Annotated in this window: 19 protein-coding genes; 11 read left to right on the top strand and 8 right to left on the bottom strand. The window is 71.2% G+C overall.

The window, feature by feature from the left end; translation table 11 throughout:
- Window positions 1-430: 430 nt before the first annotated feature.
- The 3 genes from ACZ4UU_RS01535 to ACZ4UU_RS01525 form a co-directional block, all read right to left on the bottom strand.
- Entirely contained in the window at window positions 431-841 is a 411-nt protein-coding gene (locus ACZ4UU_RS01535) for a hypothetical protein (RefSeq protein ID WP_468035892.1), read from the bottom strand.
- A 123-nt stretch (window positions 842-964) separates the two neighbouring features.
- The gene (locus ACZ4UU_RS01530; protein ID WP_468035891.1) at window positions 965-1,456 is read right to left on the bottom strand and encodes a hotdog fold thioesterase; all 492 of its coding nucleotides are present in this window, start codon (window positions 1,454-1,456) and stop codon (window positions 965-967) included.
- Window positions 1,457-1,526: 70 nt separating this feature from the next.
- Complete coding sequence (locus tag ACZ4UU_RS01525) at window positions 1,527-3,806, bottom strand: FdhF/YdeP family oxidoreductase (RefSeq protein WP_468035890.1); 2,280 nt, start codon at window positions 3,804-3,806, stop codon at window positions 1,527-1,529.
- 136 nt (window positions 3,807-3,942) lie between these two features.
- Between ACZ4UU_RS01525 and polA the strand changes: the two genes are divergently transcribed.
- On the top strand, window positions 3,943-6,669 hold the full coding sequence (polA, locus tag ACZ4UU_RS01520; protein WP_468035889.1) for a DNA polymerase I: 2,727 nt from the start codon (window positions 3,943-3,945) through the stop codon (window positions 6,667-6,669).
- A 532-nt stretch (window positions 6,670-7,201) separates the two neighbouring features.
- Here polA and ACZ4UU_RS01515 read toward each other — a convergent pair.
- The gene (locus ACZ4UU_RS01515; protein ID WP_468035888.1) at window positions 7,202-8,065 is read right to left on the bottom strand and encodes a DUF4184 family protein; all 864 of its coding nucleotides are present in this window, start codon (window positions 8,063-8,065) and stop codon (window positions 7,202-7,204) included.
- Between the two features lie 333 nt (window positions 8,066-8,398).
- Between ACZ4UU_RS01515 and ACZ4UU_RS01510 the strand changes: the two genes are divergently transcribed.
- The 3 genes from ACZ4UU_RS01510 (at window position 8,399) to pgfA (ending at window position 11,445) form a co-directional block, all read left to right on the top strand.
- Window positions 8,399-10,141, top strand: coding sequence for a lytic transglycosylase domain-containing protein (locus tag ACZ4UU_RS01510; RefSeq protein ID WP_468035887.1), 1,743 nt, complete (start codon window positions 8,399-8,401; stop codon window positions 10,139-10,141).
- Window positions 10,142-10,276: 135 nt separating this feature from the next.
- A complete protein-coding gene (locus ACZ4UU_RS01505; protein ID WP_468035886.1) occupies window positions 10,277-10,411 on the top strand; it encodes an SPW_0924 family protein in 135 nt (44 codons plus the stop codon).
- A gap of 41 nt (window positions 10,412-10,452) precedes the next feature.
- Window positions 10,453-11,445 (top strand): cell envelope lipid trafficking protein PgfA, encoded by a 993-nt coding sequence (gene pgfA, locus ACZ4UU_RS01500; protein ID WP_468035885.1) that lies wholly within the window; start codon window positions 10,453-10,455, stop codon window positions 11,443-11,445.
- On the opposite strand, the gene hrpB is transcribed toward pgfA, so the two are convergent.
- Window positions 11,435-13,915 carry an ATP-dependent helicase HrpB gene (gene hrpB / locus ACZ4UU_RS01495; RefSeq protein ID WP_468035884.1) on the bottom strand — a complete coding sequence of 827 codons (2,481 nt, stop codon included), beginning with the start codon at window positions 13,913-13,915 and terminating at the stop codon, window positions 11,435-11,437. The two genes, pgfA and hrpB, sit on opposite strands and share 11 nt — an antisense overlap.
- Window positions 13,916-13,919: 4 nt before the next feature.
- Complete coding sequence (locus ACZ4UU_RS01490; protein WP_468036392.1) at window positions 13,920-14,723, bottom strand: class I SAM-dependent methyltransferase; 804 nt, start codon at window positions 14,721-14,723, stop codon at window positions 13,920-13,922.
- Window positions 14,724-15,096: 373 nt separating this feature from the next.
- Here ACZ4UU_RS01490 and rpsA point away from each other — a divergent pair, with 373 nt between their 5' ends.
- From rpsA to ACZ4UU_RS01470, 4 genes are all read left to right on the top strand, one after another.
- Complete coding sequence (rpsA, locus tag ACZ4UU_RS01485; RefSeq protein WP_468035883.1) at window positions 15,097-16,593, top strand: 30S ribosomal protein S1; 1,497 nt, start codon at window positions 15,097-15,099, stop codon at window positions 16,591-16,593.
- 238 nt (window positions 16,594-16,831) lie between these two features.
- Entirely contained in the window at window positions 16,832-17,770 is a 939-nt protein-coding gene (locus ACZ4UU_RS01480) for a PAC2 family protein (protein WP_468035882.1), read from the top strand.
- 58 nt (window positions 17,771-17,828) lie between these two features.
- Entirely contained in the window at window positions 17,829-18,464 is a 636-nt protein-coding gene (gene coaE / locus ACZ4UU_RS01475; protein ID WP_468035881.1) for a dephospho-CoA kinase, read from the top strand.
- Window positions 18,465-18,514: 50 nt separating this feature from the next.
- Window positions 18,515-18,895, top strand: a complete 381-nt coding sequence (locus tag ACZ4UU_RS01470) for a tetratricopeptide repeat protein (RefSeq protein ID WP_062719100.1) — start codon at window positions 18,515-18,517, stop codon at window positions 18,893-18,895.
- 31 nt (window positions 18,896-18,926) lie between these two features.
- Here the strand turns inward: ACZ4UU_RS01470 and ACZ4UU_RS01465 are convergent, their stop codons facing one another.
- Window positions 18,927-19,271, bottom strand: coding sequence for a DUF6343 family protein (locus ACZ4UU_RS01465; RefSeq protein ID WP_468035880.1), 345 nt, complete (start codon window positions 19,269-19,271; stop codon window positions 18,927-18,929).
- Between the two features lie 46 nt (window positions 19,272-19,317).
- On the opposite strand from ACZ4UU_RS01465, the gene ACZ4UU_RS01460 reads away from it, so the two are divergent.
- Window positions 19,318-20,256, top strand: a complete 939-nt coding sequence (locus ACZ4UU_RS01460; protein ID WP_468035879.1) for an acyltransferase domain-containing protein — start codon at window positions 19,318-19,320, stop codon at window positions 20,254-20,256.
- 86 nt (window positions 20,257-20,342) lie between these two features.
- Entirely contained in the window at window positions 20,343-20,798 is a 456-nt protein-coding gene (locus tag ACZ4UU_RS01455; RefSeq protein WP_468035878.1) for a DoxX family protein, read from the top strand.
- 128 nt (window positions 20,799-20,926) lie between these two features.
- On the opposite strand, the gene ACZ4UU_RS01450 is transcribed toward ACZ4UU_RS01455, so the two are convergent.
- Window positions 20,927-21,466 carry an RNA-binding S4 domain-containing protein gene (locus ACZ4UU_RS01450; RefSeq protein ID WP_468035877.1) on the bottom strand — a complete coding sequence of 180 codons (540 nt, stop codon included), beginning with the start codon at window positions 21,464-21,466 and terminating at the stop codon, window positions 20,927-20,929.
- 68 nt (window positions 21,467-21,534) lie between these two features.
- Here ACZ4UU_RS01450 and ACZ4UU_RS01445 point away from each other — a divergent pair, with 68 nt between their 5' ends.
- Window positions 21,535-22,239 (top strand): uracil-DNA glycosylase, encoded by a 705-nt coding sequence (locus ACZ4UU_RS01445; RefSeq protein ID WP_468035876.1) that lies wholly within the window; start codon window positions 21,535-21,537, stop codon window positions 22,237-22,239.
- Window position 22,240: the final 1 nt, after the last annotated feature.

The following is a 22,240-nucleotide window of genomic DNA, read 5'->3' as shown; positions in this document are numbered from 1 at the left end:
GAGCGCTGGGTCGAAGTGACTTCGAATCCTGTAGCTCGGTGACTGGCGGTGACTCTAAGCGCGTGCGGGGAACATGGAGGAGGCTCTGACCAAGGCTGTGACGCTCTTGTTATGACACGGGGTAACACAGAGCGGTACTCCGTGGGGGGAAGAGCGGATTTCCAGCCGATTCGCCCTGTCCACATAGTGAGAACTTGCAGCGTTCGCGCGTAGCTTCTTCACGAGTGTTCACTGGTTTTGGTGATTACCGGGATCGCTGTCGGGCGTTCCCCAGGGGTCTCTGTGGACTTGTGGGAGGGTGCTCACGGCGGGCGATCTCGGGGCCTGTTTTGCAGGCGTATTACGTAGAGTTACAGCCGGGAAAGAGGTTCGGTGTTCCACCGCCCTTTTCATGTATGGGGCACGAAAGTGGAATCGGGGATTTCGTCACTCAGCCCCATGGCCTTCCGGTCGGCTCGCCGTTTCGGTGACGCTCCTCGCACAGCTCCCGCGCCCGGCGGTCGATCAGCCGGTCGGCCGCCCGCTCGCGCTTTGCCCGGGCGGCGTCCACGACCTCGCGCAGGATCTCGTACTGCCCGTCGGGCAGGCCCATCGACTGGTAGTCCCCGTAGGTGTCCCCGGTCGGCGTCCTGCGCGACCAGTAGCCGATGATCCGCGTGCACAGCTGGGCGGGCGGCGTCACCGACGGCGAGGCTGACGGGGAGTGCGAACCGCCGAGGGTCCGGGTTGCGGTCGCGTCGCCCCGAGCGCCCCAGTCCCCGCATCCGGTCGCCAACCCGGCGGCCGACAGTGCGAGTCCGCGCGCCGCCCCGTGCCTCAGGGCTGCTCCTCCCGACGTCATGCCTTGACGTTATGCCGCCGGACGCCCGGGTTCAACGGCGGGAGGAGGTACGGCTGTTGTTCCCAAGAGGTGTCGCCCGTAAGGGAGTTGGGCTCGGCTGGCGAAAAGGCATCGGTGCCGGCGTCAGCCCGTCGTCGCCCCGAGGCGCTCTCCGTCGCCCGGGTTCACGTCCCGCAGCATGCACGTCAGCCGCGCGCTGCACACCCGCCGGCCCGCCTCGTCGCTGATCACGATCTCGTACGTCGCCGTCGAGCGGCCCCGGTGCAGGGGTGTGGCCACACCAGTGACGAGGCCGGCGCGGGCGCCCCGGTGGTGGGTGCAGTTGAGGTCGACGCCGACCGCGATCTTGGAGCTGCCGGCGTGCAGCATCGACCCGACCGACCCGAGGGTCTCGGCGAGCACCGCGGAGGCGCCGCCGTGCAGCAGCCCGTACGGCTGGGTGTTGCCCTCCACCGGCATGGTGCCGACGACCCGCTCGGCGGACGCCTCCACGATCTCGACGCCCATGCGGGTGCCGAGGTGCCCGGCGGAGAAAAGGGCCGGAAGGTCGACGCCGAGCGCGGCGTACTCGGCTATGACCTCTGGCGGGAACTTCACGTGCTGCTGCTCGCCCATGGGGCCCGGCTCCGTTCGTCGTGATCCGTCGGGGACGTGATCGGCGGGATGACGTCGACTGAGCAAACGCTCAGTCGGTCGCCGATTGTTCCAGACGTACGACGACGGACTTGCTGGCCGGGGTGTTGCTGGTGTCCGCGGTGGCGTCCAGTGGGACGAGGACGTTGGTCTCCGGGTAGTAGGCGGCCGCGCAGCCGCGGGCCGTCGGATAGTGCACGACCCGGAAGCCGGGCGCTCTCCGCTCGACGCCGTCCTTCCACTCGCTCACCAGGTCGACGTACGACCCGTCCGCGATGTCCAGCCGCTGCGCGTCCGCCGGGTTGATCATGACGACCCGGCGGCCGTTCCTGATCCCCCGGTAGCGGTCGTCGAGGCCGTAGATCGTGGTGTTGTACTGGTCGTGCGAGCGCAGGGTCTGCAGCAGCAGCCGTCCCTCGGGCACGGACGGGTACTCGACCGGTGCCGCCGTGAAGTTGGCCTTGCCGGTCGCCGTCGGGAAGCGGCGCTCGTCGCGCGGGGCGTGCGGGAGCGTGAAGCCGCCGGGGCGGGCCACGCGCGCGTTGAAGTCCTCGAAGCCGGGGATCACCCGGGCGATACGGTCCCGGATCGTGGCGTAGTCCTTCTCGAACTCCTCCCAGGGCGTGCGGCTGTCCTCGCCCAGCACGCGGCGTGCCAGGCGGCAGACGATGGCCGGCTCCGACAGCAGATGCGCGCTCGCGGGCTCCAGGCGGCCCCGGGAGGCGTGCACCATGCCCATGGAGTCCTCGACGGTCACGAACTGCTCGCCGCTGCCCTGGAGATCGCGCTCGGTGCGGCCGAGGGTGGGCAGGATCAGCGCGCGGGCGCCGGTGACGGCGTGGCTGCGGTTGAGCTTCGTCGACACGTGCACGGTCAGTCGGGCGCGCCGCATCGCCGCCTCGGTGACGTCCGTGTCCGGTGTCGCGGAGACGAAGTTGCCGCCCATCGCGAAGAAGACCTTCGCCTCGCCGTCGCGCAGCGCGCGGATGGCCCGTACGACGTCGTAGCCGTGCTCACGCGGGGGCGCGAAGCCGAACTCCTTCTCCAGGGCGTCCAGGAACGCCGGGGCGGGCCGCTCGAAGATGCCCATCGTGCGGTCGCCCTGCACGTTCGAGTGACCGCGCACCGGGCACACGCCCGCGCCCGGGCGGCCGATGTTGCCGCGCAGCAGAAGGAAGTTGACGACCTCGCGGATGGTCGGCACGGAGTGCTTGTGCTGGGTGAGGCCCATGGCCCAGCAGACGATGGTGCGCCGCGAGGCCAGGACCATCTCCATGGCCTGCTCGATGTCCGCGCGCGTGAGGCCCGTCGCCGTCAGCGTCTCGTCCCAGTCGGCCGTGCGGGCGGCCTCGGCGAACTCCTCGTAGCCGTGGGTGTGGTCGCGGACGAACTCCTCGTCCACGGCGCCCTCGGTCTCGACGATCAGCTTGTTGAGGAGACGGAAGAGGGCCTGGTCGCCGCCGATGCGGATCTGGAGGAACAGATCGGTCAGCGCGGCGCCCTTGAGCATGCCCTGCGGGGTCTGCGGGTTCTTGAACCGCTCCAGGCCGGCCTCGGGCAGCGGGTTGACGCTGATGATCTTCGCGCCGCCCGCCTTGGCCTTCTCCAGCGCGGAGAGCATGCGTGGGTGGTTCGTGCCAGGGTTCTGACCGGCGACGATGATCAGGTCGGCCTTGTAGAGGTCCTCCAGCAGGACGCTGCCCTTGCCGACGCCGATGGTCTCGGAGAGCGCCGAGCCCGAGGACTCGTGGCACATGTTCGAGCAGTCCGGCAGGTTGTTGGTGCCGAGCTCGCGCGCGAAGAGCTGGTAGAGGAACGCGGCCTCGTTGCTGGTGCGGCCCGAGGTGTAGAAGACGGACTCGTCGGGGGAGTCGCAGGCGGCGATCTCCTCACCGATGATGTCGAAGGCGCGCTCCCAGCTCACCGGCTCGTAGTGCGTGCCCCCTTCGGGGAGGAACACCGGGTGGGTGAGCCGCCCCTGCTGTCCCAACCAGTAGCCGCTCCGCGTCGCGAGATCGGCGACGGAGTGCGCGGCGAAGAACTCCGGGGTGACCCGGCGCAGGGTGGCCTCCTCGGCCACCGCCTTCGCGCCGTTCTCACAGAACTCCGCCTTGTGCCGGTGGTCCGGCTCCGGCCAGGCGCAGCCCGGGCAGTCGAAGCCGTTCTTCTGGTTGACGCTCAGCAGCGTCAGCATCGTCCGCTTCACGCCCATCTGCTGCCGGGCGATGCGCAGGGTGTGCCCGATGGCCGGCAGCCCCGCCGCAGCGTGCTGCGGCTCCGCTACCTGGGGCGCGTCCTGGACCGGATCACCCTTGGGCGGCTTCGTGGCCATCGCGCACTCTCCTTTGTGTACACGTGTGAGGTACATCTCCGATCCTCGCACGCGGGACCGACAACGGGGGCGGGGGGCCGGGGGAGGGAGTGCGCAGGGGGACCGACTGTCAGTGGGGCGTGGCAGGATCGGGGACGTGGCAGAGACAGCAGCGAAGCAGACCGACAACACCCCCGGCGGCAGCCGGCCGCGCCTGATGCTCATGGACGGGCACTCGCTGGCCTACCGCGCGTTCTTCGCGCTGCCCGCGGAGAACTTCACGACCGCGACGGGCCAGCCGACGAACGCGATCTACGGCTTCGCGTCGATGCTGGCGAACACGCTGCGCGACGAGGCGCCCACGCACTTCGCGGTGGCCTTCGACGTGTCCCGCAAGACCTGGCGCTCGGCGGAGTTCACCGAGTACAAGGCGAACCGCTCCAAGACCCCGGACGAGTTCAAGGGCCAGGTCGAGCTGATCGGCGAGCTGCTCGACGCCATGCACGTCTCGCGGTTCGCGGTCGACGGCTTCGAGGCCGACGACGTGATCGCCACGCTCGCCACCCAGGCCGAGGCCGAAGGCTTCGAGGTGCTGATCGTCACCGGCGACCGGGACTCCTTCCAGCTGGTCAGCGAGCACACCACGGTGCTGTACCCCACCAAGGGCGTCTCCGAGCTGACCCGCTTCACCCCGGAGAAGGTCTTCGAGAAGTACGGCCTCACGCCCGCCCAGTACCCCGACTTCGCCGCCCTGCGCGGCGACCCGTCCGACAACCTGCCGGGCATCCCGGGCGTCGGCGAGAAGACGGCCGCGAAGTGGATCAACCAGTTCGGCTCCTTCGCCGAGCTGGTCGAGCGCGTCGAGGAGGTCAAGGGCAAGGCCGGGCAGAACCTCCGCGACCACCTGGAGTCCGTCAAGCTCAACCGCCGGCTGACCGAGCTGGAGCGCCAGGTCGAGCTGCCCAAGACCGTCGCCGACGTCGCGCGTGTGCCGTACGACCGCAAGGCCGTCGCGATGATCCTGGACACCCTGGAGATCCGTAACCCCTCGCTGCGCGAGCGGCTCTTCGGTGTCGACCCCGGAGCCGAGGAGGCCGAGGTCACCCCGATCGCGACCGACGGCGTGGAGATCGACGGCTCGGTCCTCGGCACCGGCGAGCTGGCCCCCTGGCTCGCCGAGCACGGCGGTGGGCTGCTCGGCGTGGCCGCCGTCGACACCTGGGCGCTGGGCACCGGCTCGGTCGCCGAGATCGCCCTCGCGTCCGCCGACGGCACGGCCGGCTGGTTCGACCCGTCGCAGCTGGACGAGGCCGACGAGAAGGCCTTCGCGGCCTGGCTGGCCGACGCCGACAAGCCCAAGGTCTTCCACAACGCCAAGGGCGCGATGCGCGTCTTCGCCGAGCACGGCTGGACCATCGCGGGCGTGCGCATGGACACCGCGCTCGCCGCCTACCTGGTCAAGCCGGGCCGCCGCTCCTTCGACCTGGACGCGCTGTCCCTGGAGTACCTGCACCGCGAGCTGGCCCCCGCCGCCGCGGCCGACGGCCAGCTGGCGTTCGGCGCGGACGACGGTGCCGAGGCCGAGGCGCTGATGATCCAGGCCCGCGCGGTCCTCGACCTGGGCGAGGCCTTCGAGAGCCGTCTCGAAGAGGTCGGCGCCGCGGATCTGCTCCGCGACATGGAGCTGCCGACCTCCGCCCTGCTGGCCCGGATGGAGCGGCACGGCATCGCGGCCGACCGGGCCCATCTGGAGGCCATGGAGCAGATGTTCGCGGGCGCCGTCCAGCAGGCGGTGAAGGAGGCGCACGCCGCGGCCGGGCACGAGTTCAACCTTGGCTCGCCCAAGCAGCTCCAGGAGGTCCTCTTCGGCGAACTCGCCCTGCCCAAGACGAAGAAGACCAAGACCGGCTACACCACGGACGCCGACGCCCTGGCCTGGCTCGCCACCCAGACGGACAACGAACTGCCGGTCATCATGCTCCGCCACCGCGAGCAGGCCAAGCTCCGCGTCACCGTCGAGGGCCTGATCAAGACGATCGCCGCGGACGGCCGTATCCACACGACCTTCAACCAGACGGTCGCCGCGACCGGCCGCCTCTCCTCGACCGACCCGAACCTCCAGAACATCCCGGTCCGCACCGACGAGGGCCGCGCGATCCGCCGGGGCTTCGTGGTCGGCGAGGGCTTCGAGTCCCTCATGACCGCTGACTACAGCCAGATCGAGCTGCGCGTCATGGCCCACCTCTCCGAGGACGAGGGCCTGATCGAGGCCTTCACGTCGGGCGAGGACCTGCACACCACCGCCGCCTCCCAGGTCTTCGCCGTCGAGCCCACCGCGGTGGACGCGGAGATGCGCCGCAAGATCAAGGCGATGTCGTACGGCCTGGCGTACGGGCTGTCGGCCTTCGGCCTCTCCCAGCAGCTGAACATCGACGCGGGGGAGGCCCGCGCCCTGATGGACGCCTACTTCGAGCGCTTCGGCGGCGTCCGCGACTATCTGCGCCGCGCGGTCGACGAGGCCCGGGCGACGGGCTACACGGCGACCCTCTTCGGCCGCCGCCGCTACCTCCCCGACCTCAACAGCGACAACCGCCAGCGTCGCGAGGCCGCCGAGCGCATGGCCCTCAACGCCCCCATCCAGGGCACGGCGGCGGACATCGTCAAGATCGCCATGCTCAACGTGGACCGGGCCCTGCGCGAGGAGAACCTCACCTCCCGCATGCTCCTCCAGGTCCACGACGAAATCGTCCTGGAGATCGCCCCGGACGAGCGGGAGGCCGCGGAGGAACTGGTCCGCCGTGAGATGTCCAACGCCGTCCACCTCAACGTCCCCCTGGGCGTCTCGGTAGGCGCGGGCCCGGACTGGGAATCGGCGGCCCACTAGCCTCCGGACGCACATGGATGCCGGGGTCGGGTACCCACCCGCCCCCGGCATCCTGTGCATCTGCGGGGAGGCCCTGCAGCGCCCTCAAGGGGCGCGGGGAACTGCGCGACCAGCCACATACCACCGGCACCCCCAAGGCGACCGCGACCACCTAGACGCTCAGGCACCCACCCCCACCCCACCCGCCGAACCATCCCAGCCAGCCACAACGCGAGGACCCCGGCCCAACCCCCGGAGGGACCCGTCACCCACGCGGCCCCCGCAAAGACGCCCCACCCACCCGGCACCCGTAAGGATGCCGACATGGGTATACGCACGCTCCACCGCCGGCCGGCCCCGGCACCGGCGCAAGCGACCGCCGACCATCCGCCGAACCAGGCGCAGCCGCCCGTGGCCACCGACGCAAGCACCGCCCGCATCCCGGTCGACCTGATGACCGCGTGGCGGCAGACGGCGACAACGCTCCGCACCCGGCTCGCTCACCGGACACAGGGGTGGTCCGAGCTCGCCCGCGGCTACGCCTCCCTCGCTCTCACCCTGCTTCCACGGTCCCGCCCCGGAGGGCTCCGGCCTCATCCGAACCCGCACTGTCAGGCACCGGCACCGGACGCCACACCCTGACCCCCACGGCATACAGCAGCAGCCCCAGCACGAGCCCCGCGCCCGCCCCGAAGCACAGCGTCGGGATCAGCTCCCAGTACTTCGCGGTCGACCCCCAGTAGTCCCACCAGCGCGACGCCCGCTGCACCGCCGCCACCGCGGCCAACCCGCCGATCACCGCGCCCGCCAGCCACCGGTCGCGTACCGAGAGCACGGGCACCCCGACCGGTGCGGCGGCAGGGGACCGGCGTAGCGCCACGACCAAGAACGCGGCGATGACGACCGCCGCGATCGCCGAACCGCCGTACTGGAGGTACCAGTACAGCGGCGACCCCGCGATCTCCTCGCCCAGGACCGGAAACAGCCGCATCCCCCAGCGGTCGAGGTGGGTGAACGCGTCCCACACGACATGGGTCAGCGCCCCGAGCGCGGCCGACACGTACCAGCGCGCCACCAGCGACGGCCGTACACGCGCGCGTGGCGCCCCGCAGCGCAACAGCGTGGCCGGCCGGCCCTGTCGACGGAGCGGCAGAAGGGCCACCAGTGGCTCACGCAGCAGCAGCCACAGGCCCACCAGCGCCCAGGCGACCACCACGTCGACCGTGAACACACCCGGGAACGAGTGCGTGACATCGCCGAACTCCATCGCCTCCGGCAGGACACTCGCCACGTAATAGGTCATGTCGGGAGAGAAGGATCCCGCCACCAGTACGGCCGGTACGAGCGCGCCCCGACCGGTTCCGTCGGTGCGTACGGCGGGCAGTACGGCCGCGGCGTGGCTGAGCGTGAACGGCAACGGGGCTCCTTGTGCGGGGCGTTGACGGGCCGGTCGGCCCGGGTTGTCGGAGAGGTCAGTATGCGGGACGCCGCCCGGCCGCTCCGGCGGCGGAACCATATATGGCCAACCGGTAAAAATCGGGCACCAACGGGTGCCCCCGCAAAGGAAGTTGTCGTAGGGTCGCCTGGGTCACCGTGCCGGGAGTCCGGTCGAACAAGTGAACAGCGACAGAAATCGCGCCGCGAGGGCAACTGTCGCGGCGAGTCGATCGTCACAACAGGGGCGGGCTCGGCACGGCGAGCCCGGCAGACAGCGTCGGGCGCCCGGGCGTCCGCAGGAGGGGTCCATTTCATGGCGGCGCAATTCGGCAGGCTGCGCAAGGGAGCGGTGAACACCACCGTGGCCGCGGTCGCGGTGGCGGCGCTGGCCGCGTCCCAGGCTCCGGGAGTGACGACCGACGACGCCGGCAGACGGGTCGCCACCGGAACCCAGCCCTCACCGGACACGGCCGCCGAGGGCAGCGCGACCGGCAACTCGCCGTACTACACGGACCTGCCGCCGCTCAACAGCCCCAACCCGTCGCCGTCCGCGGACACTCCCGTCACCCCGGGTACCAGCGAGGCGGGCATACCCGCGACCGTCCTCGACGCCTACAAGAAGGCTGAGGCCGCGCTCCGGGAGGCCAAGCCCGGCTGCAACCTGCCGTGGCAGCTCCTCGCCGCCATCGGCAAGGTCGAGTCGGGCCAGGCCCGCGGCGGCCGCGTCGACGCGAACGGCACCACCATCTCCCGGATCCTCGGCCCGCAGCTCAACGGCAACGGCTTCGCGAACATCAGCGACACCGACAACGGCGCCTACGACGGGGACAGCGCCTACGACCGTGCCGTCGGCCCCATGCAGTTCATCCCGTCCACCTGGGAGTGGGCCGGCCGCGACGGCAACGGCGACGGCAAGAGGGACCCGAACAACGTCTACGACGCCGCGCTCGCCGCCGGCCACTATCTGTGCCGCTTCGGCTGGGACCTGTCCACCCAGGGCGACCTCGACCGCGCGATCCTCAGCTACAACAACTCGCAGGACTACCTGAACCTCGTCATGAGGTGGCTGGAGTACTACCGCAAGGGCACCCACGAGATCCCGGACGGCACCGGCACCCTGCCGTCCGACCGCAGCGACGACTCGGCGGGCGCGAGCCCGACGCCGACGACTCCCGTCACGCCCACCACGCCCACCACGCCCCCCAAGCCCGCCACGCCGACGACGCCGAACAGCCCCCGGCCCGGCGACAACGGCGGCGGCTCCAGCAGCCCCAAGCCCAATCCGCCGGGCACGACCCCGCCGCCCAGCACCACGCCGCCCACCCCCACCGACACCGTGCACCACCTGGAGGACGCGGACACCGCGAAGCTCACGGCGATGGCGGGCGACACCTTCACCGAGAGGATCAGCACCCGCGCCGAGACCGAGGCCGGCAAGGCCGTCGCCAAGGTCCGGGTCCGCTTCACCATCACCGGCGACACCGACGCCACCTTCAGCACCGGCGAGACGTACGCCACCGCCCTCACCGACAGCGCGGGCCGGGTCGTGGCACCCGCGCTGAAGGCGGGCGAGGACACCGGTGAGTTCGTGGTCCGCGCCACCGTCGTCGGCCGGGCGATCACCGGCCTCGACTACACGGCCACCGTCACCGAACGCGCCGCCGACACCCTGGTCCGCACCAGCGACACCGCGTTGACCTGCGCCCCGGGCGGCGAGTTCGCCGACCAGGTCGAGGTGAAGGCGACGTACAAGGGTGCCGTGGCGGACAAGGTCGCGGCCACCGCCACGCTCATCAAGTCGACGGACGACCCGACCGAGAACGACAAGGGCCCGTACTTCAAGGACGCCGACGGCAAGACCGTACGCACCCTGACGGGCCTGACCACGGACGCCGAGGGTCTGCTCAAGCTGCCGAAGCTGTACGCCGACGACACCGCGGGCACGTTCCTGCTCCGCATCAACACCGCGGGCGGCGCGACCCTGACCGTCGAACTGAAGGTCGCGGCGCCCGAGTCGACGGAGTCGCCGAGCCCGTCGACCAGTCCGAGCGCGTAATCACCCGTACGACCAAGACGTCGCCCCTCCGCGGAGGGGCGACGTCGTCATGTGCGACGTGTTCTCATCTCGCCCACCCGTTGCTACGGTGCCAGATCTGACGACCTATCAGTTCCGGCCCGTCGGGAGGCCCGTATGCGAGCCCTGATCGCAGCCGCGACCGGTCTCGTGGTCGCGCTCGCCCTGGTCCTGGCGCTCACCGCGATCGGCTCACCGGCCGGCGAGACCTCCCCGAAGCCGCTGCTCACGACGGTGCCCGCACACCCGTAACCGCCCGTTAGACCGTCTGCCCGTCCGGGAGGGAGGCCGAGATGCGCCGCAAGGCCGGCCTGATCCTGCTCGCCCTCGCCGTGTTCTTCGCGGCACTGTCCCCGCTGCTGCGCTGGTACGCCTTCCCGCGCCTGGCCAAGATCCCGGCCAACCAGTACCAGGACATGGTCCTGGAGGCGAAGGACGCCACTCTCCTCGACTACGGCACCATGCAGGCCCGCAAGGTCCCCAAGGTCACCATCGTGCAGACCCTGAAGGGCAACGTCGAGGAGTCGGAGAAGATCGAGAAGACGGCGGGCAGGGACGTGGTCGTCTGGGACGGCCTGTCCTACGTCGTCGGCCCCGACGGCAAGATGGTCTCCAAGATCCCCGAGCGCTACATCTTCGACGCCCACACCCAGGAACCCGTCCACGCCACCGGCGAGATGGTCGACGGCGACCCGGTGAAACGACAGGGCATCGAGTTCAAGTGGCCCTTCCTGACGGAGAAACGGGACTACGAGTACTTCGACGCCCAGGCACGCGTCACCGCCCCGATCCACTACAAGGGGACGCAGAACTTCCGTGGCGTCGACGTCTACTACTTCGAGCAGACCATCCCGTGGACCGAGGTCAGGTTCCCCAAGGCCATGCCCGTCGAGGGCATCACCCCGGAGTCGGTCGCCGAGACCGGCACGACCCGCTGGTACACCACCGTCCGCAAGTTCTGGGTCGAACCCCTCACCGGCGCGCCCGTCTACGGCGAGGAGATCCACAAGGAGGAGCTGCGCGGCGGCACCCTGCTCGGCGGCCGGGACAAGGTCACGGCGTTCGCCGGCCACGTGAAGATGCGCGAGGACTACATCGACTCAACGGTCGACCTGGTCAAGTCCAACCGCACGCTGGTCCTGCTGATGACCTCGTACCTGCCCTGGGGCTTCCTGATCCTCGGCCTGCTGCTCCTGGCGCTCTCCCTCTACCTGGAGGCACGCGGCCGCCGCCCCGGCGGTCCCGAGCCCACGAAGGACAGCGAGCCCGAGCCGGTCACCGCCTGAGCCGGGCGTTGGTGTGCCGGGTCGGCTCGGCACCGGCCGGGTCCTCGGGCCAGGGATGCTTCGGATAGCGCCCGCGCAGCTCGGCCCGTACGCCCTTGTAGCCGTCCCTCCAGAAGGAGGCGAGGTCGGCGGTGACGGCGGCGGGGCGGCCGGCGGGGGAGAGCAGATGGACGAGGAGCGGCACCCCGGCGACGGACGGCGACTCGTGCAGCCCGAACATCTCCTGCAACTTCACGGCGAGCACGGGCTGTTCGGGGTCCCCGTAGTCGATCCGGATCCTGGACCCACTCGGCACGGCGATACGCTCGGGCGCCAACTCGTCGAGCCGCCCCGCCTCGCCCGACGCCCACGGCAACAACCGTGAGAGCGCCTGCCCCGCGTCGATCCGCCCGAGGTCCGCCCGCCGCCCGGCCCGCCCCAGCTCGGGCTCCAGCCACTCGTCCACGCGCGCGTGCAGCGCCTCGTCGGACACCTCGGGCCAGGGATCGCCGAGGTGCAGACGGAGGAACGCGAGCCGTTGGCGCAGCACCAGGGCGTCGGGAGTCCACCGCAGCAGGCCGAACCCTTCCTGCCGCAGCCCTTCCAGGAGCGCATCGCGTACGAGTACGGGGTCGGCGTCCCGCAAGGGCCGCGCCGCCAGCTCGATCGCCCCGAGCCGCTCGACCCGCCGGGCGACGACGTCCCCGTCGGCCCAGTGGACCTCCTGGCTCTCGCCGTACAGCGAGGCCGCCGCCGAGCGGGCCATGTCCTCGTCCACCACTGCGGCGAGCTGCACGCGCGCGTGCCCCTTGCCGACCGGACGGTCCGCCACGGCCACGGCGAGCCACGGGGCACCGCGCAAAGGGCTGCCGTCGGCGAGTTCGGCGCGGGTGCCGGACGCCATGAGATAGGAACCGCCGTCGGCCTTGGCGACGCGCTCGGGGAAGGCGTAAGCGGCGACCAGGCCCACGGTGCGGTCGTCCACGCCACCGGCCGGAGCGCCCTCACCGCCCGACCGCAGCCGCCGCACCTCGGTTCGCCAGCGGCCCGCATACGCGTCACCGCCCCGCCGAGCCGCCCGTAGCGCGGCGGCCAGGTCATCGCCGTACTCCCGCGGAGCCTCCTCGCTCAGCAGCGCGACCACCTCGGCACCGCCCGCACCGGAGGTGTCCAGCAGCGCCCGCCCCAGCCGGGGGTGCAACCCCAGCCGGGCCAGCTCGGCGCCGCGAGCCGTGGCCCGCCCGTCGGAGTCGACCGCCCCGACGGCCGTCAGGACGCTCCGCGCCGCCGCCATCGCCCCGCCCGGCGGCGCGTCCAGCAGCGCCAGCCCCGACGCGTCGGGATCGCCCCAGCACGCCGCCTGCAACGCGAACGCCGTCAGGTCGGCCACCTTGATCTCCGGCGACGGGAAGCGCGGCAGCCGCGCGTCCTCCGTCTCAGCCCAGCACCGGTACACCGCCCCCGGCGCCTCACGCCCGGCCCGCCCCGCCCGCTGCCGCCCGGCCGCCTGCGAGGCCCGTACCGTCGCCAGCGCGCTCAGCCCGCGCGCGTGGTCGACGCGAGGCTCCCGCGCCAGCCCGGAGTCGACGACCACCCGCACCCCGGGCACCGTCAGCGAAGACTCCGCCACGGACGTCGCCAGTACCACCCGGCGCCGCTCCCCGCCGGCCAGCACGGCGTCCTGCACGGCCGCCGACGCCCGCCCGTGCACCTGCAACACCTCGACGTCCCCGAGACCTCCCAGCTGCCCGGCCACCCGCGCGATCTCGCCCACGCCCGGCAGGAAACAGAGCACGTCCCCCGCCCGCTCGGCCAACGCCCGCCGCACCACCGACGCCACATGCGCCAGCAGCGCCGGATCGACCCGCATCCCGTGCGGCGGCCGTACGGGACGCGTGGGCGGTGCCCACACCACGTCCACGGGATGCGAGGTGCCCTCGGCCTCGACCACGGGCGCGTCACCCAGCAGCCGCGCCCACCCCTGGGCGTCCGTCGTCGCCGACGCGGCCACCAGCCGCAGCTCCGGCCGCAGCGCCTGCCGTACGTCCCACAGGAAGGCCGCCACCGTGTCCGCGTCCAGATGCCGCTCGTGGCACTCGTCGAGGATGACGACATCCACGCCCGCGAGCTCCTGGTCGCGCTGCAACCGCTGGAGCAGCACACCCGTCGTGACGACCTCCACGCGCGCGCGTGGCCCGACGACCCGCTCCCCGCGCACGGTGTAGCCGACGCTCTCGCCGACCTTCTCGCCCAGCAGCCACGCCATCCGCCGCGCGGCCGCCCGGGCGGCGATCCGCCGGGGTTCGGCGACGACGACCCGCCGCGCAGGCCCAGCGTCCAGCAGCCCCGCCAGGGCCAGCGGCACCAGCGTCGTCTTGCCGGTGCCGGGCGGCGCGACGAGCACGGCGGTGCCGTGCGCGTCCAGGGCAGCGGTCAGACCGGGCAGGGCGCCGCGTACGGGCAGCGCGTCCAAGGCGTCGTAACGGATCACGCTCTCAGTCTCGTACGCACACGAAGATCGCCGTCCCCGGGATCAGGTTCCCGCGCAGCGGCGACCAGCCGCCCCACTCCGAGGTGTTCCAGGCCGGCCACTCCGGCTCCACCAGGTCCACCAGCCGTAGCCCGGCCGCCACGACGTCCCGCACCCGGTCGCCGATCGTCCGGTGATGCTCGACGTAGACCGCGCGGCCCTCCTCGTCCTGCTCGACGTACGGCGTGCGGTCGAAGTAGGAGGCCGAGACGGACAGGCCCTCCGGCCCCGGTTCGTCCGGGAACGCCCAGCGGATGGGATGGGTGACGGAGAAGACGAGACGGCCTCCGGGGCGCAGCACCCGTCGCACATCCCGCAGCACCAGCACCGGGTCGGCGACGAACGGCAGCGCGCCGTACGCGGAGCACGCCAGATCGAAGGAGGCGTCGGCGAAGGGGAGGGCGCCGGCGTCGGCGCACACCAGAGGGAACGCGCTCCCGATGCGCAGGGCGTGCTGGAGCTGGCGGTGGGAGATGTCCAGGGCGACCGGACGGGCCCCCTGCGCGGTCAGCCAGCGCGAGCACTGTGCCGCGCCGGCGCCGATCTCCAGGACGTCCTTGCCCTTCAGTTCCTCCGGCGGGCCGAGCAGCCCGGCCTCCACCTCGTCCAGGCCCTCCGGGCCCCACACGAAACGGTCGTCGCCGAGGAACGTGCCGTGCTCGATCTGGTACTCGTCCGCGTTGCGGTCCCACCAGCCCCGGTTGGCCCGGGAACTCTCCGCGACATCGGCGTCGCGCCGGGTGGCCTCCGGTTCGTACTCTTGGATGATCGGCTCCCTCGTCGTACTCTTCCGTCACCTGAATGGCGCGGGCCCTCACGGTGGTGTCACGTGAGGGGTGTTCCTAGGCCTGCGTGGCCTCAGAAGACAGGTTGTGTGCCGGGTATGGGGCGTTCCGCCCCGGGTGTGCGCCTTCGCGCATTGACCATGTCCGGCTGCCCCCGTATGCTACAAGTTGCGCTGCGGGCCTGCGCACCTCAGACGTAGCAGGCTGCGCTCGCATCTGTTGTATGTCCCCTCGGTTGTCGAGGCGCCATCGGATTTCCGTGGCGCTTCCTAGGCTGTCCGGCTTCTTCAGAGCGATACGGGCTCCCGGCGTAGCAGTACCTACGACTTCAATGTCCGTACCGGAGCCCTTTCCCACATGACGAGCAGCACCGAGACCACCGCCACCACCCCGCAGGTAGCGGTCAACGACATCGGTAACGAGGAAGCCTTCCTCGCCGCGATCGACGAGACGATCAAGTACTTCAACGACGGCGACATCGTCGACGGCGTCATCGTGAAGGTCGACCGGGACGAGGTCCTGCTCGACATCGGTTACAAGACCGAAGGCGTTATCCCGAGCCGCGAGCTCTCGATCAAGCACGACGTCGACCCCAACGAGGTCGTCGCCGTCGGTGACGAGATCGAGGCCCTTGTTCTCCAGAAGGAGGACAAGGAAGGCCGCCTGATCCTCTCGAAGAAGCGCGCCCAGTACGAGCGTGCCTGGGGCACCATCGAGAAGATCAAGGAAGAGGACGGGATCGTCACCGGTACCGTCATCGAGGTCGTCAAGGGTGGTCTCATCCTCGACATCGGCCTCCGTGGCTTCCTTCCGGCCTCCCTGGTCGAGATGCGCCGCGTCCGCGACCTTCAGCCCTACGTGGGCAAGGAGCTCGAGGCGAAGATCATCGAGCTGGACAAGAACCGCAACAACGTGGTCCTGTCCCGCCGTGCCTGGCTGGAGCAGACCCAGTCCGAGGTCCGCCAGACGTTCCTCACCACCCTCCAGAAGGGTCAGGTCCGTTCCGGCGTCGTCTCCTCGATCGTCAACTTCGGTGCCTTCGTGGACCTGGGTGGCGTCGACGGTCTGGTCCACGTCTCCGAGCTCTCCTGGAAGCACATCGACCACCCCTCCGAGGTTGTCGAGGTCGGCCAGGAAGTCACCGTCGAGGTCCTCGACGTCGACATGGACCGCGAGCGTGTCTCCCTGTCGCTGAAGGCGACGCAGGAAGACCCGTGGCAGCAGTTCGCCCGGACCCACCAGATCGGTCAGGTCGTCCCGGGTAAGGTCACCAAGCTGGTTCCGTTCGGTGCGTTCGTCCGCGTGGACGAGGGCATCGAGGGTCTGGTCCACATCTCCGAGCTGGCCGAGCGCCACGTGGAGATCCCGGAGCAGGTCGTCCAGGTCAACGACGAGATCTTCGTCAAGGTCATCGACATCGACCTCGAGCGTCGCCGCATCAGCCTCTCGCTGAAGCAGGCCAACGAGGCCTTCGGTGCCGACCCGGCCACGGTGGAGTTCGACCCGACCCTGTACGGCATGGCCGCGTCCTACGACGACCAGGGCAACTACATCTACCCCGAGGGCTTCGACCCCGAGACCAACGACTGGCTCGAGGGCTACGAGACCCAGCGCGAGGCGTGGGAGCACCAGTACGCCGAGGCGCAGACCCGCTTCGAGCAGCACCAGCAGCAGGTCATCAAGAGCCGCGAGGCCGACGCTGCCGCTGCCGCCGAAGGTGGCGACGCCGCGGGTGCGGCTCCGGCCGCGGGTGGCGGTTCGTACTCCTCCGAGGGTCCGGACAACTCCGGTGCGCTGGCTTCGGACGAGGCGCTTGCCGCGCTGCGGGAGAAGCTGGCGGGTGGGCAGAGCTGAACGCTGCCGCTGAGGCTTAGCCGGTGACTGAGGGGCCGTACCTTTCGAGGTGCGGTCCCTCAGGCGTTTGTACGTGGTCTATCGTGTGCCGGCCGGTGGGGGCTTGTCGCGCCGTTCCCCGCGCCCCTAAAAGCGAGGGCGTTGTCCGTGGCGTTCTCGTGATCTTGACCCTTTCCTCGGGGAATGCCCGTGCCCGTAAGGGTGTTGTCACGTACGGACACGAGGAGGAGCGGTCACTGTGCTTGATCCGCAGGGTTTGTACGCGTGGGAGCCGAAGGGGCTGGCTGTCGTCGACATGGCGCTCGCCCAGGAGTCGGCCGGTCTTGTCATGCTCTACCACTTCGACGGATACATCGACGCGGGTGAGACCGGCGACCAGATCGTCGACGGACTCCTGGACTCGCTGCCCCACCAGGTCGTCGCCCGCTTCGACCACGACCGGCTGGTGGACTACCGCGCCCGCCGACCGCTGCTGACGTTCAAGCGCGACCGCTGGGCCGGGTACGAGGTGCCGGGCATAGAGGTACGGCTCGTACAGGACGCGACCGGGGCGCCGTTCCTGCTGCTGTCCGGGCCCGAGCCGGACGTGGAGTGGGAGCGCTTCGCCGCGGCGGTCAAGGAGATCGTGGAGCGGCTCGGCGTACGCCTCTCGGTGAACTTCCACGGCATCCCCATGGGCGTCCCGCACACCCGTCCGGTCGGCGTCACCCCGCACGGCAACCGCACCGACCTCGTCCCGGGCCACAGCAGCCCCTTCGACGAGGCGCAGGTGCCCGGCAGCGCCGAGGCCCTCGTCGAGTACCGGCTGATGGAGGCCGGGCACGATGTGCTGGGCGTCGCCGCGCACGTCCCGCACTACATCGCCCGCTCCGCCTACCCGGACGCCGCCCTGACCGTCCTGGAGACCGTCACCGCGGCGACCGGGCTGGTCCTGCCCGGCATCGCGCACTCCCTGCGCACGGAAGCCCACCGCACGCAGAACGAGATCGACCGGCAGATCCGCGAGGGCGACGAGGAGCTCACCAACCTCGTCGAGGGCCTTGAGCACCAGTACGACGCGATGGCGGGTGCCGAGTCCCGGGGCAACATGCTCGCCGAGCCGGTGGACATCCCGTCGGCGGACGAGATCGGGCGGGAGTTCGAGCGGTTCCTGGCCGAGCGGGAGGGCGACAACTGAGGGGGAAGGGCTGGTCCTGCCGGATGCGCTGTCAGTGGCAGGGCCTAAGCTTCGGGACATGCTGAAGGTGGGCCTGACCGGGGGCATCGGTGCCGGTAAGAGCGAGGTGTCGCGGCTGCTCGTGGAGCACGGAGCAGTGCTGATCGACGCGGACCGGATCGCGCGCGAGGTCGTAGCGCCCGGTACGGCCGGGCTCGCCGCCGTCGTCGAGGCGTTCGGTGAGGACGTGCTCGCCGCGGACGGCAGCCTCGACCGGCCCAAGCTGGGCTCGATCGTCTTCGCCGACCCCGACCGGCTCGCCGTGCTGAACTCGATCGTGCACCCCCTCGTCGGCGCCCGCTCCCGCGAACTCGAAGAGGCCGCCGCAGAGGACGCCGTCGTCGTGCACGACGTCCCGCTCCTCACGGAGAACGGCCTCGCGCCGCTGTACGACCTCGTGATCGTCGTCGACGCCGGCCCCGAGACCCAGCTCGACCGCCTCGTCCGGCTGCGCGGCATGACCGAGGAGGACGCACGCGCACGCATGGCCGCGCAGGCCACGCGTGAGCAGCGCCGGGAGATCGCGGACATCGTCATCGACAACGACGTGCGGCTGGAAGAGCTCCAAGGACGCGTGAAGGACGTGTGGGACGAACTCGTGCGCCGAGCCCATGAGGCACAGGGAAGCCGGCAGCCCCGGGCGTCCCAGGAATAGCGGCGGCCCGTCCGCGCGTTGAAGCCCTCCAGCGAGGGAAGGACATTGCCGTGCCCGAGACCAGCGGTTCGACCGGACGTACTCCGGAGACGCATGTCATCGACTACCGCGCCGCCGAGCAACTGCTCGCCGCGCGGGACCCGCGGGGCGCGGTGAAGCTGCTCGACGAGGTCATCGCCGTCCACCCGGAGAACACCGCCGCCCGGCTGCTGCGCGCCCGGGCCTTCTTCGCCGCCGCGCAACTGCGGCCCGCCGAGCTGGAGTTCACCATCGTCCTGGAGCGAGAGCCGGACAACGCGTTCGCGCACTTCGCGCTCGCCAGGACCTACGAGCGGCAGGGCCGCGGCGGCCAGGCCAAGCGCCACTTCCGGCTGGCCGCCGCGCTCGACCCGAACCCGCAGTACCTCAAGGCGGCCCGGTTCGACGCGTGAGAGGCGGTCAGGGGGGATGAGGCTTCGGTGCCTAGGGGTGGTCCTCCGGCGGTGGCCGGTAGGGGCGGTTCTCGGGTGCCCGGCCGTGGGGACGGCTGTCGGGCGTCCGGCCGTAGGGACGGTCCTCGGGTGGGCGATACGGCGGTATGTCGCGGCCGGGCTGGTAGTGCGGGCCCTGGCGGATGTGTCTGAGGACCATGGCCGTGTCGATCATGATCATCAGCCACAGCGCCCCGCAGGCCGCCGCCCAGCCGGGGCGCCCCGCCAGCGCGAACGCGGCGGTGCCGAAGATCGTCCAGACCAGGCCCCATACGCACAGCCAGAAGCGGGCTCGCAGTGCACTGCGCGCTGTCGTCGGCTCACTGCCCGTACGCATCAGGATCACCACTCCTTCTTGAAACGTACTCCTCGCGGGGGGCCTCGTGCTGCCGGACACCGATGAACTGGCCGAGGTGCTGCTCGACCTCGGGGTACCCCACGAGGACATCAACGACCTCGTGCGGATGGCCCGACGGGTGACCGACGACCCGGAGCTGCGGCAGGCCCTGGAGCGGTCCGTCGACGAGCTCGTCCAGGGGATGGGGGAGGTCGGAGGACCGGTCGACCTGCCTGACCTGGACTGGGCCTCGGGCGCTCTTCAGCGCTGCTTCCCGGTGTACGTCTTCGTCGCGGCACTGCCGGCCACGCGCGCGTACCACCGCGAGCTCGGCGTCCCGGCCGACGTCACCCGGCGCACCCTCGCCGATCTCGGACGGAACATGGCCGTGTACCGCAGGCGGTACGGCCGGGCGGGAGTGCAGGCGCCGTGGTGGCTCGTCCATCACTTCCGTGGCGAGCTGTACCAGTTGGGACGGTTGCAGTTCGAGCGGGCGCGGCTCGGGCAGCGTACGGGGACTCGGCTCGCTGCGGCCGGACTCGACGTGCGTCCGGGCTCGCCCTGCCTCAACCTGCACATCCCCGACTTCCTCGGGCCCCTGGCCCCGGCCGCGGTCGACCGGTCCCTGGCGCTGGCCCGGGAGTTCTTCGCCCTGCGCTTTCCACAGGAGCGGTACCGGGTGGCGCTCTGCCACTCCTGGCTGCTGGACCCGCAGCTCAGGAAGTACCTTCCCGGGGACTCCAACATCGTCCGGTTCCAGGAGCGTTTCGGTGTCGCCCGCGAGGACCGGGAGCCGGCCGACACCGAACCGGTCCAGTTCGTCTTCGGCGACCCGGAGCTGCCGGTCCAGAGCCTGCCGCGCCGTACGGCGGTGGAGCGTGCCGTCGGGGACCATCTGCGGGCGGGCGGGCACTGGTACATCGGGCACGGGTGGCTGCCGTTGAACCCGTTCGGCCCGTTCGGCCCGTCCGAAGGGAGCGCGTGAGTTTCCTTCGTACGGCGATGAGTTCCGGGGCGACGCCCGGTCTACCTCTGTGACAGCACGACGGACCGCTTCACGAGGAGACCCCCATGACCGAGACCACCGCCTCCGCTCCCGCCGGCACCACCGCCACCGCCATCGCCGAGTCCGCGACTCCGCGCGGTCGCCGGGCCCGTATCGCCCTGCGCGGCCTCCAGATAGTGCTCGCTCTCTTCTACGCGGTCGCGAGCGCACTGCCCAAGCTGATCGCGCACCCGTCGGCCGCCGAGAGCTTCGAGGAGATGGGGTGGGGCAGCGCGGGCATGTACGCCATCGGTGTCCTCGAACTGGCCGGGGCCGTCGCCCTGTTGATCCCGGTGCTCCAGTCGGTGGCGGCGGTCGCGTTGAGCGCGCTGATGGTGGGCGCCTTCGTCGTGCAGATGACCTACTTCGACGGCGAGTACGCCGTCACCCCGCTCATCCTGATCCTGCCGCTCGCCCTCATCGCGTGGGCTCGGCGAGGCTCGAACGCGGAGCTGCTGCGGTTGGTGCGGCGACGGGACTGACCGGACTGACGGTACTGACGGTACTGACGACGGAGTCGAACGGCGCGGTGGCGTCCGGTGGGCCGAGAGCCCGGGCCGGACGCCACCGCCGTTCGTTCATCGCCGTTCTGTCGTCGCTGCGCCGGATGTCACCGCCCGCGTGGCTGTCCGCTGCCGCCGTCCATCAGGCCGCGCAGGCGTTCCATCTCGCGTCGGTCCCGCTTGGTCGGCCGGCCGGTGCCGCGGTCGCGGATGCCGGCCGGGGCGACGGCCTCGCGCGGCGGGGGAGGGGGCGAGTTGTCGACGTAGCACTGGACCGCCACCGGCGCCCCGACCCGTTTGCTGATGAGTCGCTTGACGACGACGATCCGCTCCCGGTTCTCCTGCCGCAGCCGCACCTCGTCGCCGACGCGCACCGAGTGGGACGGCTTCACGTTGTGGCCGTTCACGCGCACGTGGCCGCCCTTGCATGCGGTGGCGCCCATGGAGCGGGTCTTGACCAGGCGTACGGACCAGATCCAGCTGTCGATCCGTACGCTCTCGCCGCTGCGCGCACCGGCGGCCTCGGCGGCTGCCACGGCCGCGGCGACCTGCGGGTCGACGGCCGGGTCCGTGTCAGCCGCGTCGGGCGGCCCCTCGGCCGAGCCGCCGATCGTCCCCTTGTCGTCCTCGTCATCCTCGGAAGCCATGCCTCGACCTTAGCCCGCGCAGGCGGCAGCGACGGCCGTACCGGCGCGACTGTGATTACGGTGGAAACGTGGACGCCCTCACCGACCTCGACCGACGGATCGCGGGCTGTCGGGCCTGCCCGCGCCTCGTGGACTGGCGTGAGGAGGTGGCCCGTACCAAGCGCGCCGCCTTCGCCGACCAGACGTACTGGGGCCGCCCGGTGCCCGGCTTCGGCCCGCCGGACGCCCGGCTGCTGATCGTCGGGCTCGCCCCCGCGGCCCATGGCGGCAACCGGACCGGCCGGATGTTCACCGGGGACCGCTCCGGGGACGTCCTGTACCAGGCGCTGTACGACGTGGGCCTCGCCTCGCAGCCCGCGTCGGTCGCCGTCGACGACGGTCTGGAGCTGTACGGCGTACGGGTCACGGCCCCGGTGCACTGCGCTCCGCCCGCGAACAAGCCCACGCCGGGGGAGCGGGAGACCTGCCGGCCCTGGCTCGTGCGGGAGTTGGGGCTGTTGCGGCCGACGCTGCGGGCGATCGTGGTACTGGGGGCGTTCGGCTGGCAGGCGACGTTGCCGGCGCTGGTGGAGGCGGGGTGGAATGTGCCCCGGCCGCGGCCGGTGTTCGCGCACGGGGCGCGGGTGGCGCTGGACGGTGTCGGTGGTCTCGACGGGCTCGACCTCTTCGGGTGCTTCCACGTCAGCCAGCGCAACACCTTCACCGGCCGGCTGACGCCCGAGATGCTGCGGGACGTACTGGGCGCGGCGGCGCGAGCGGCCTCTCTCCCTTGAA

Source organism: Streptomyces sp. NPDC028907 (genome assembly GCF_055564995.1).
The sequence above is the reverse complement of the archived record's forward strand: the minus strand, read 5'-3'. Positions and strand labels throughout refer to the sequence as shown.

What these genes read in the sequence shown, in the direction of transcription:
- ACZ4UU_RS01535 (WP_468035892.1), bottom strand. Translation starts at nt 841, where the DNA reads ATGACGTCGGGAGGAGCAGCCCTGAGGCACGGGGCGGCGCGCGGACTC.
- ACZ4UU_RS01530 (WP_468035891.1), bottom strand. Translation starts at nt 1,456, where the DNA reads ATGGGCGAGCAGCAGCACGTGAAGTTCCCGCCAGAGGTCATAGCCGAG.
- ACZ4UU_RS01525 (WP_468035890.1), bottom strand. Translation starts at nt 3,806, where the DNA reads ATGGCCACGAAGCCGCCCAAGGGTGATCCGGTCCAGGACGCGCCCCAG.
- ACZ4UU_RS01510 (WP_468035887.1), top strand. Translation starts at nt 8,399, where the DNA reads ATGGCGGCGCAATTCGGCAGGCTGCGCAAGGGAGCGGTGAACACCACC.
- ACZ4UU_RS01505 (WP_468035886.1), top strand. Translation starts at nt 10,277, where the DNA reads ATGCGAGCCCTGATCGCAGCCGCGACCGGTCTCGTGGTCGCGCTCGCC.
- pgfA (WP_468035885.1), top strand. Translation starts at nt 10,453, where the DNA reads ATGCGCCGCAAGGCCGGCCTGATCCTGCTCGCCCTCGCCGTGTTCTTC.
- rpsA (WP_468035883.1), top strand. Translation starts at nt 15,097, where the DNA reads ATGACGAGCAGCACCGAGACCACCGCCACCACCCCGCAGGTAGCGGTC.
- coaE (WP_468035881.1), top strand. Translation starts at nt 17,829, where the DNA reads ATGCTGAAGGTGGGCCTGACCGGGGGCATCGGTGCCGGTAAGAGCGAG.
- ACZ4UU_RS01465 (WP_468035880.1), bottom strand. Translation starts at nt 19,271, where the DNA reads ATGCGTACGGGCAGTGAGCCGACGACAGCGCGCAGTGCACTGCGAGCC.
- ACZ4UU_RS01455 (WP_468035878.1), top strand. Translation starts at nt 20,343, where the DNA reads ATGACCGAGACCACCGCCTCCGCTCCCGCCGGCACCACCGCCACCGCC.
- ACZ4UU_RS01450 (WP_468035877.1), bottom strand. Translation starts at nt 21,466, where the DNA reads ATGGCTTCCGAGGATGACGAGGACGACAAGGGGACGATCGGCGGCTCG.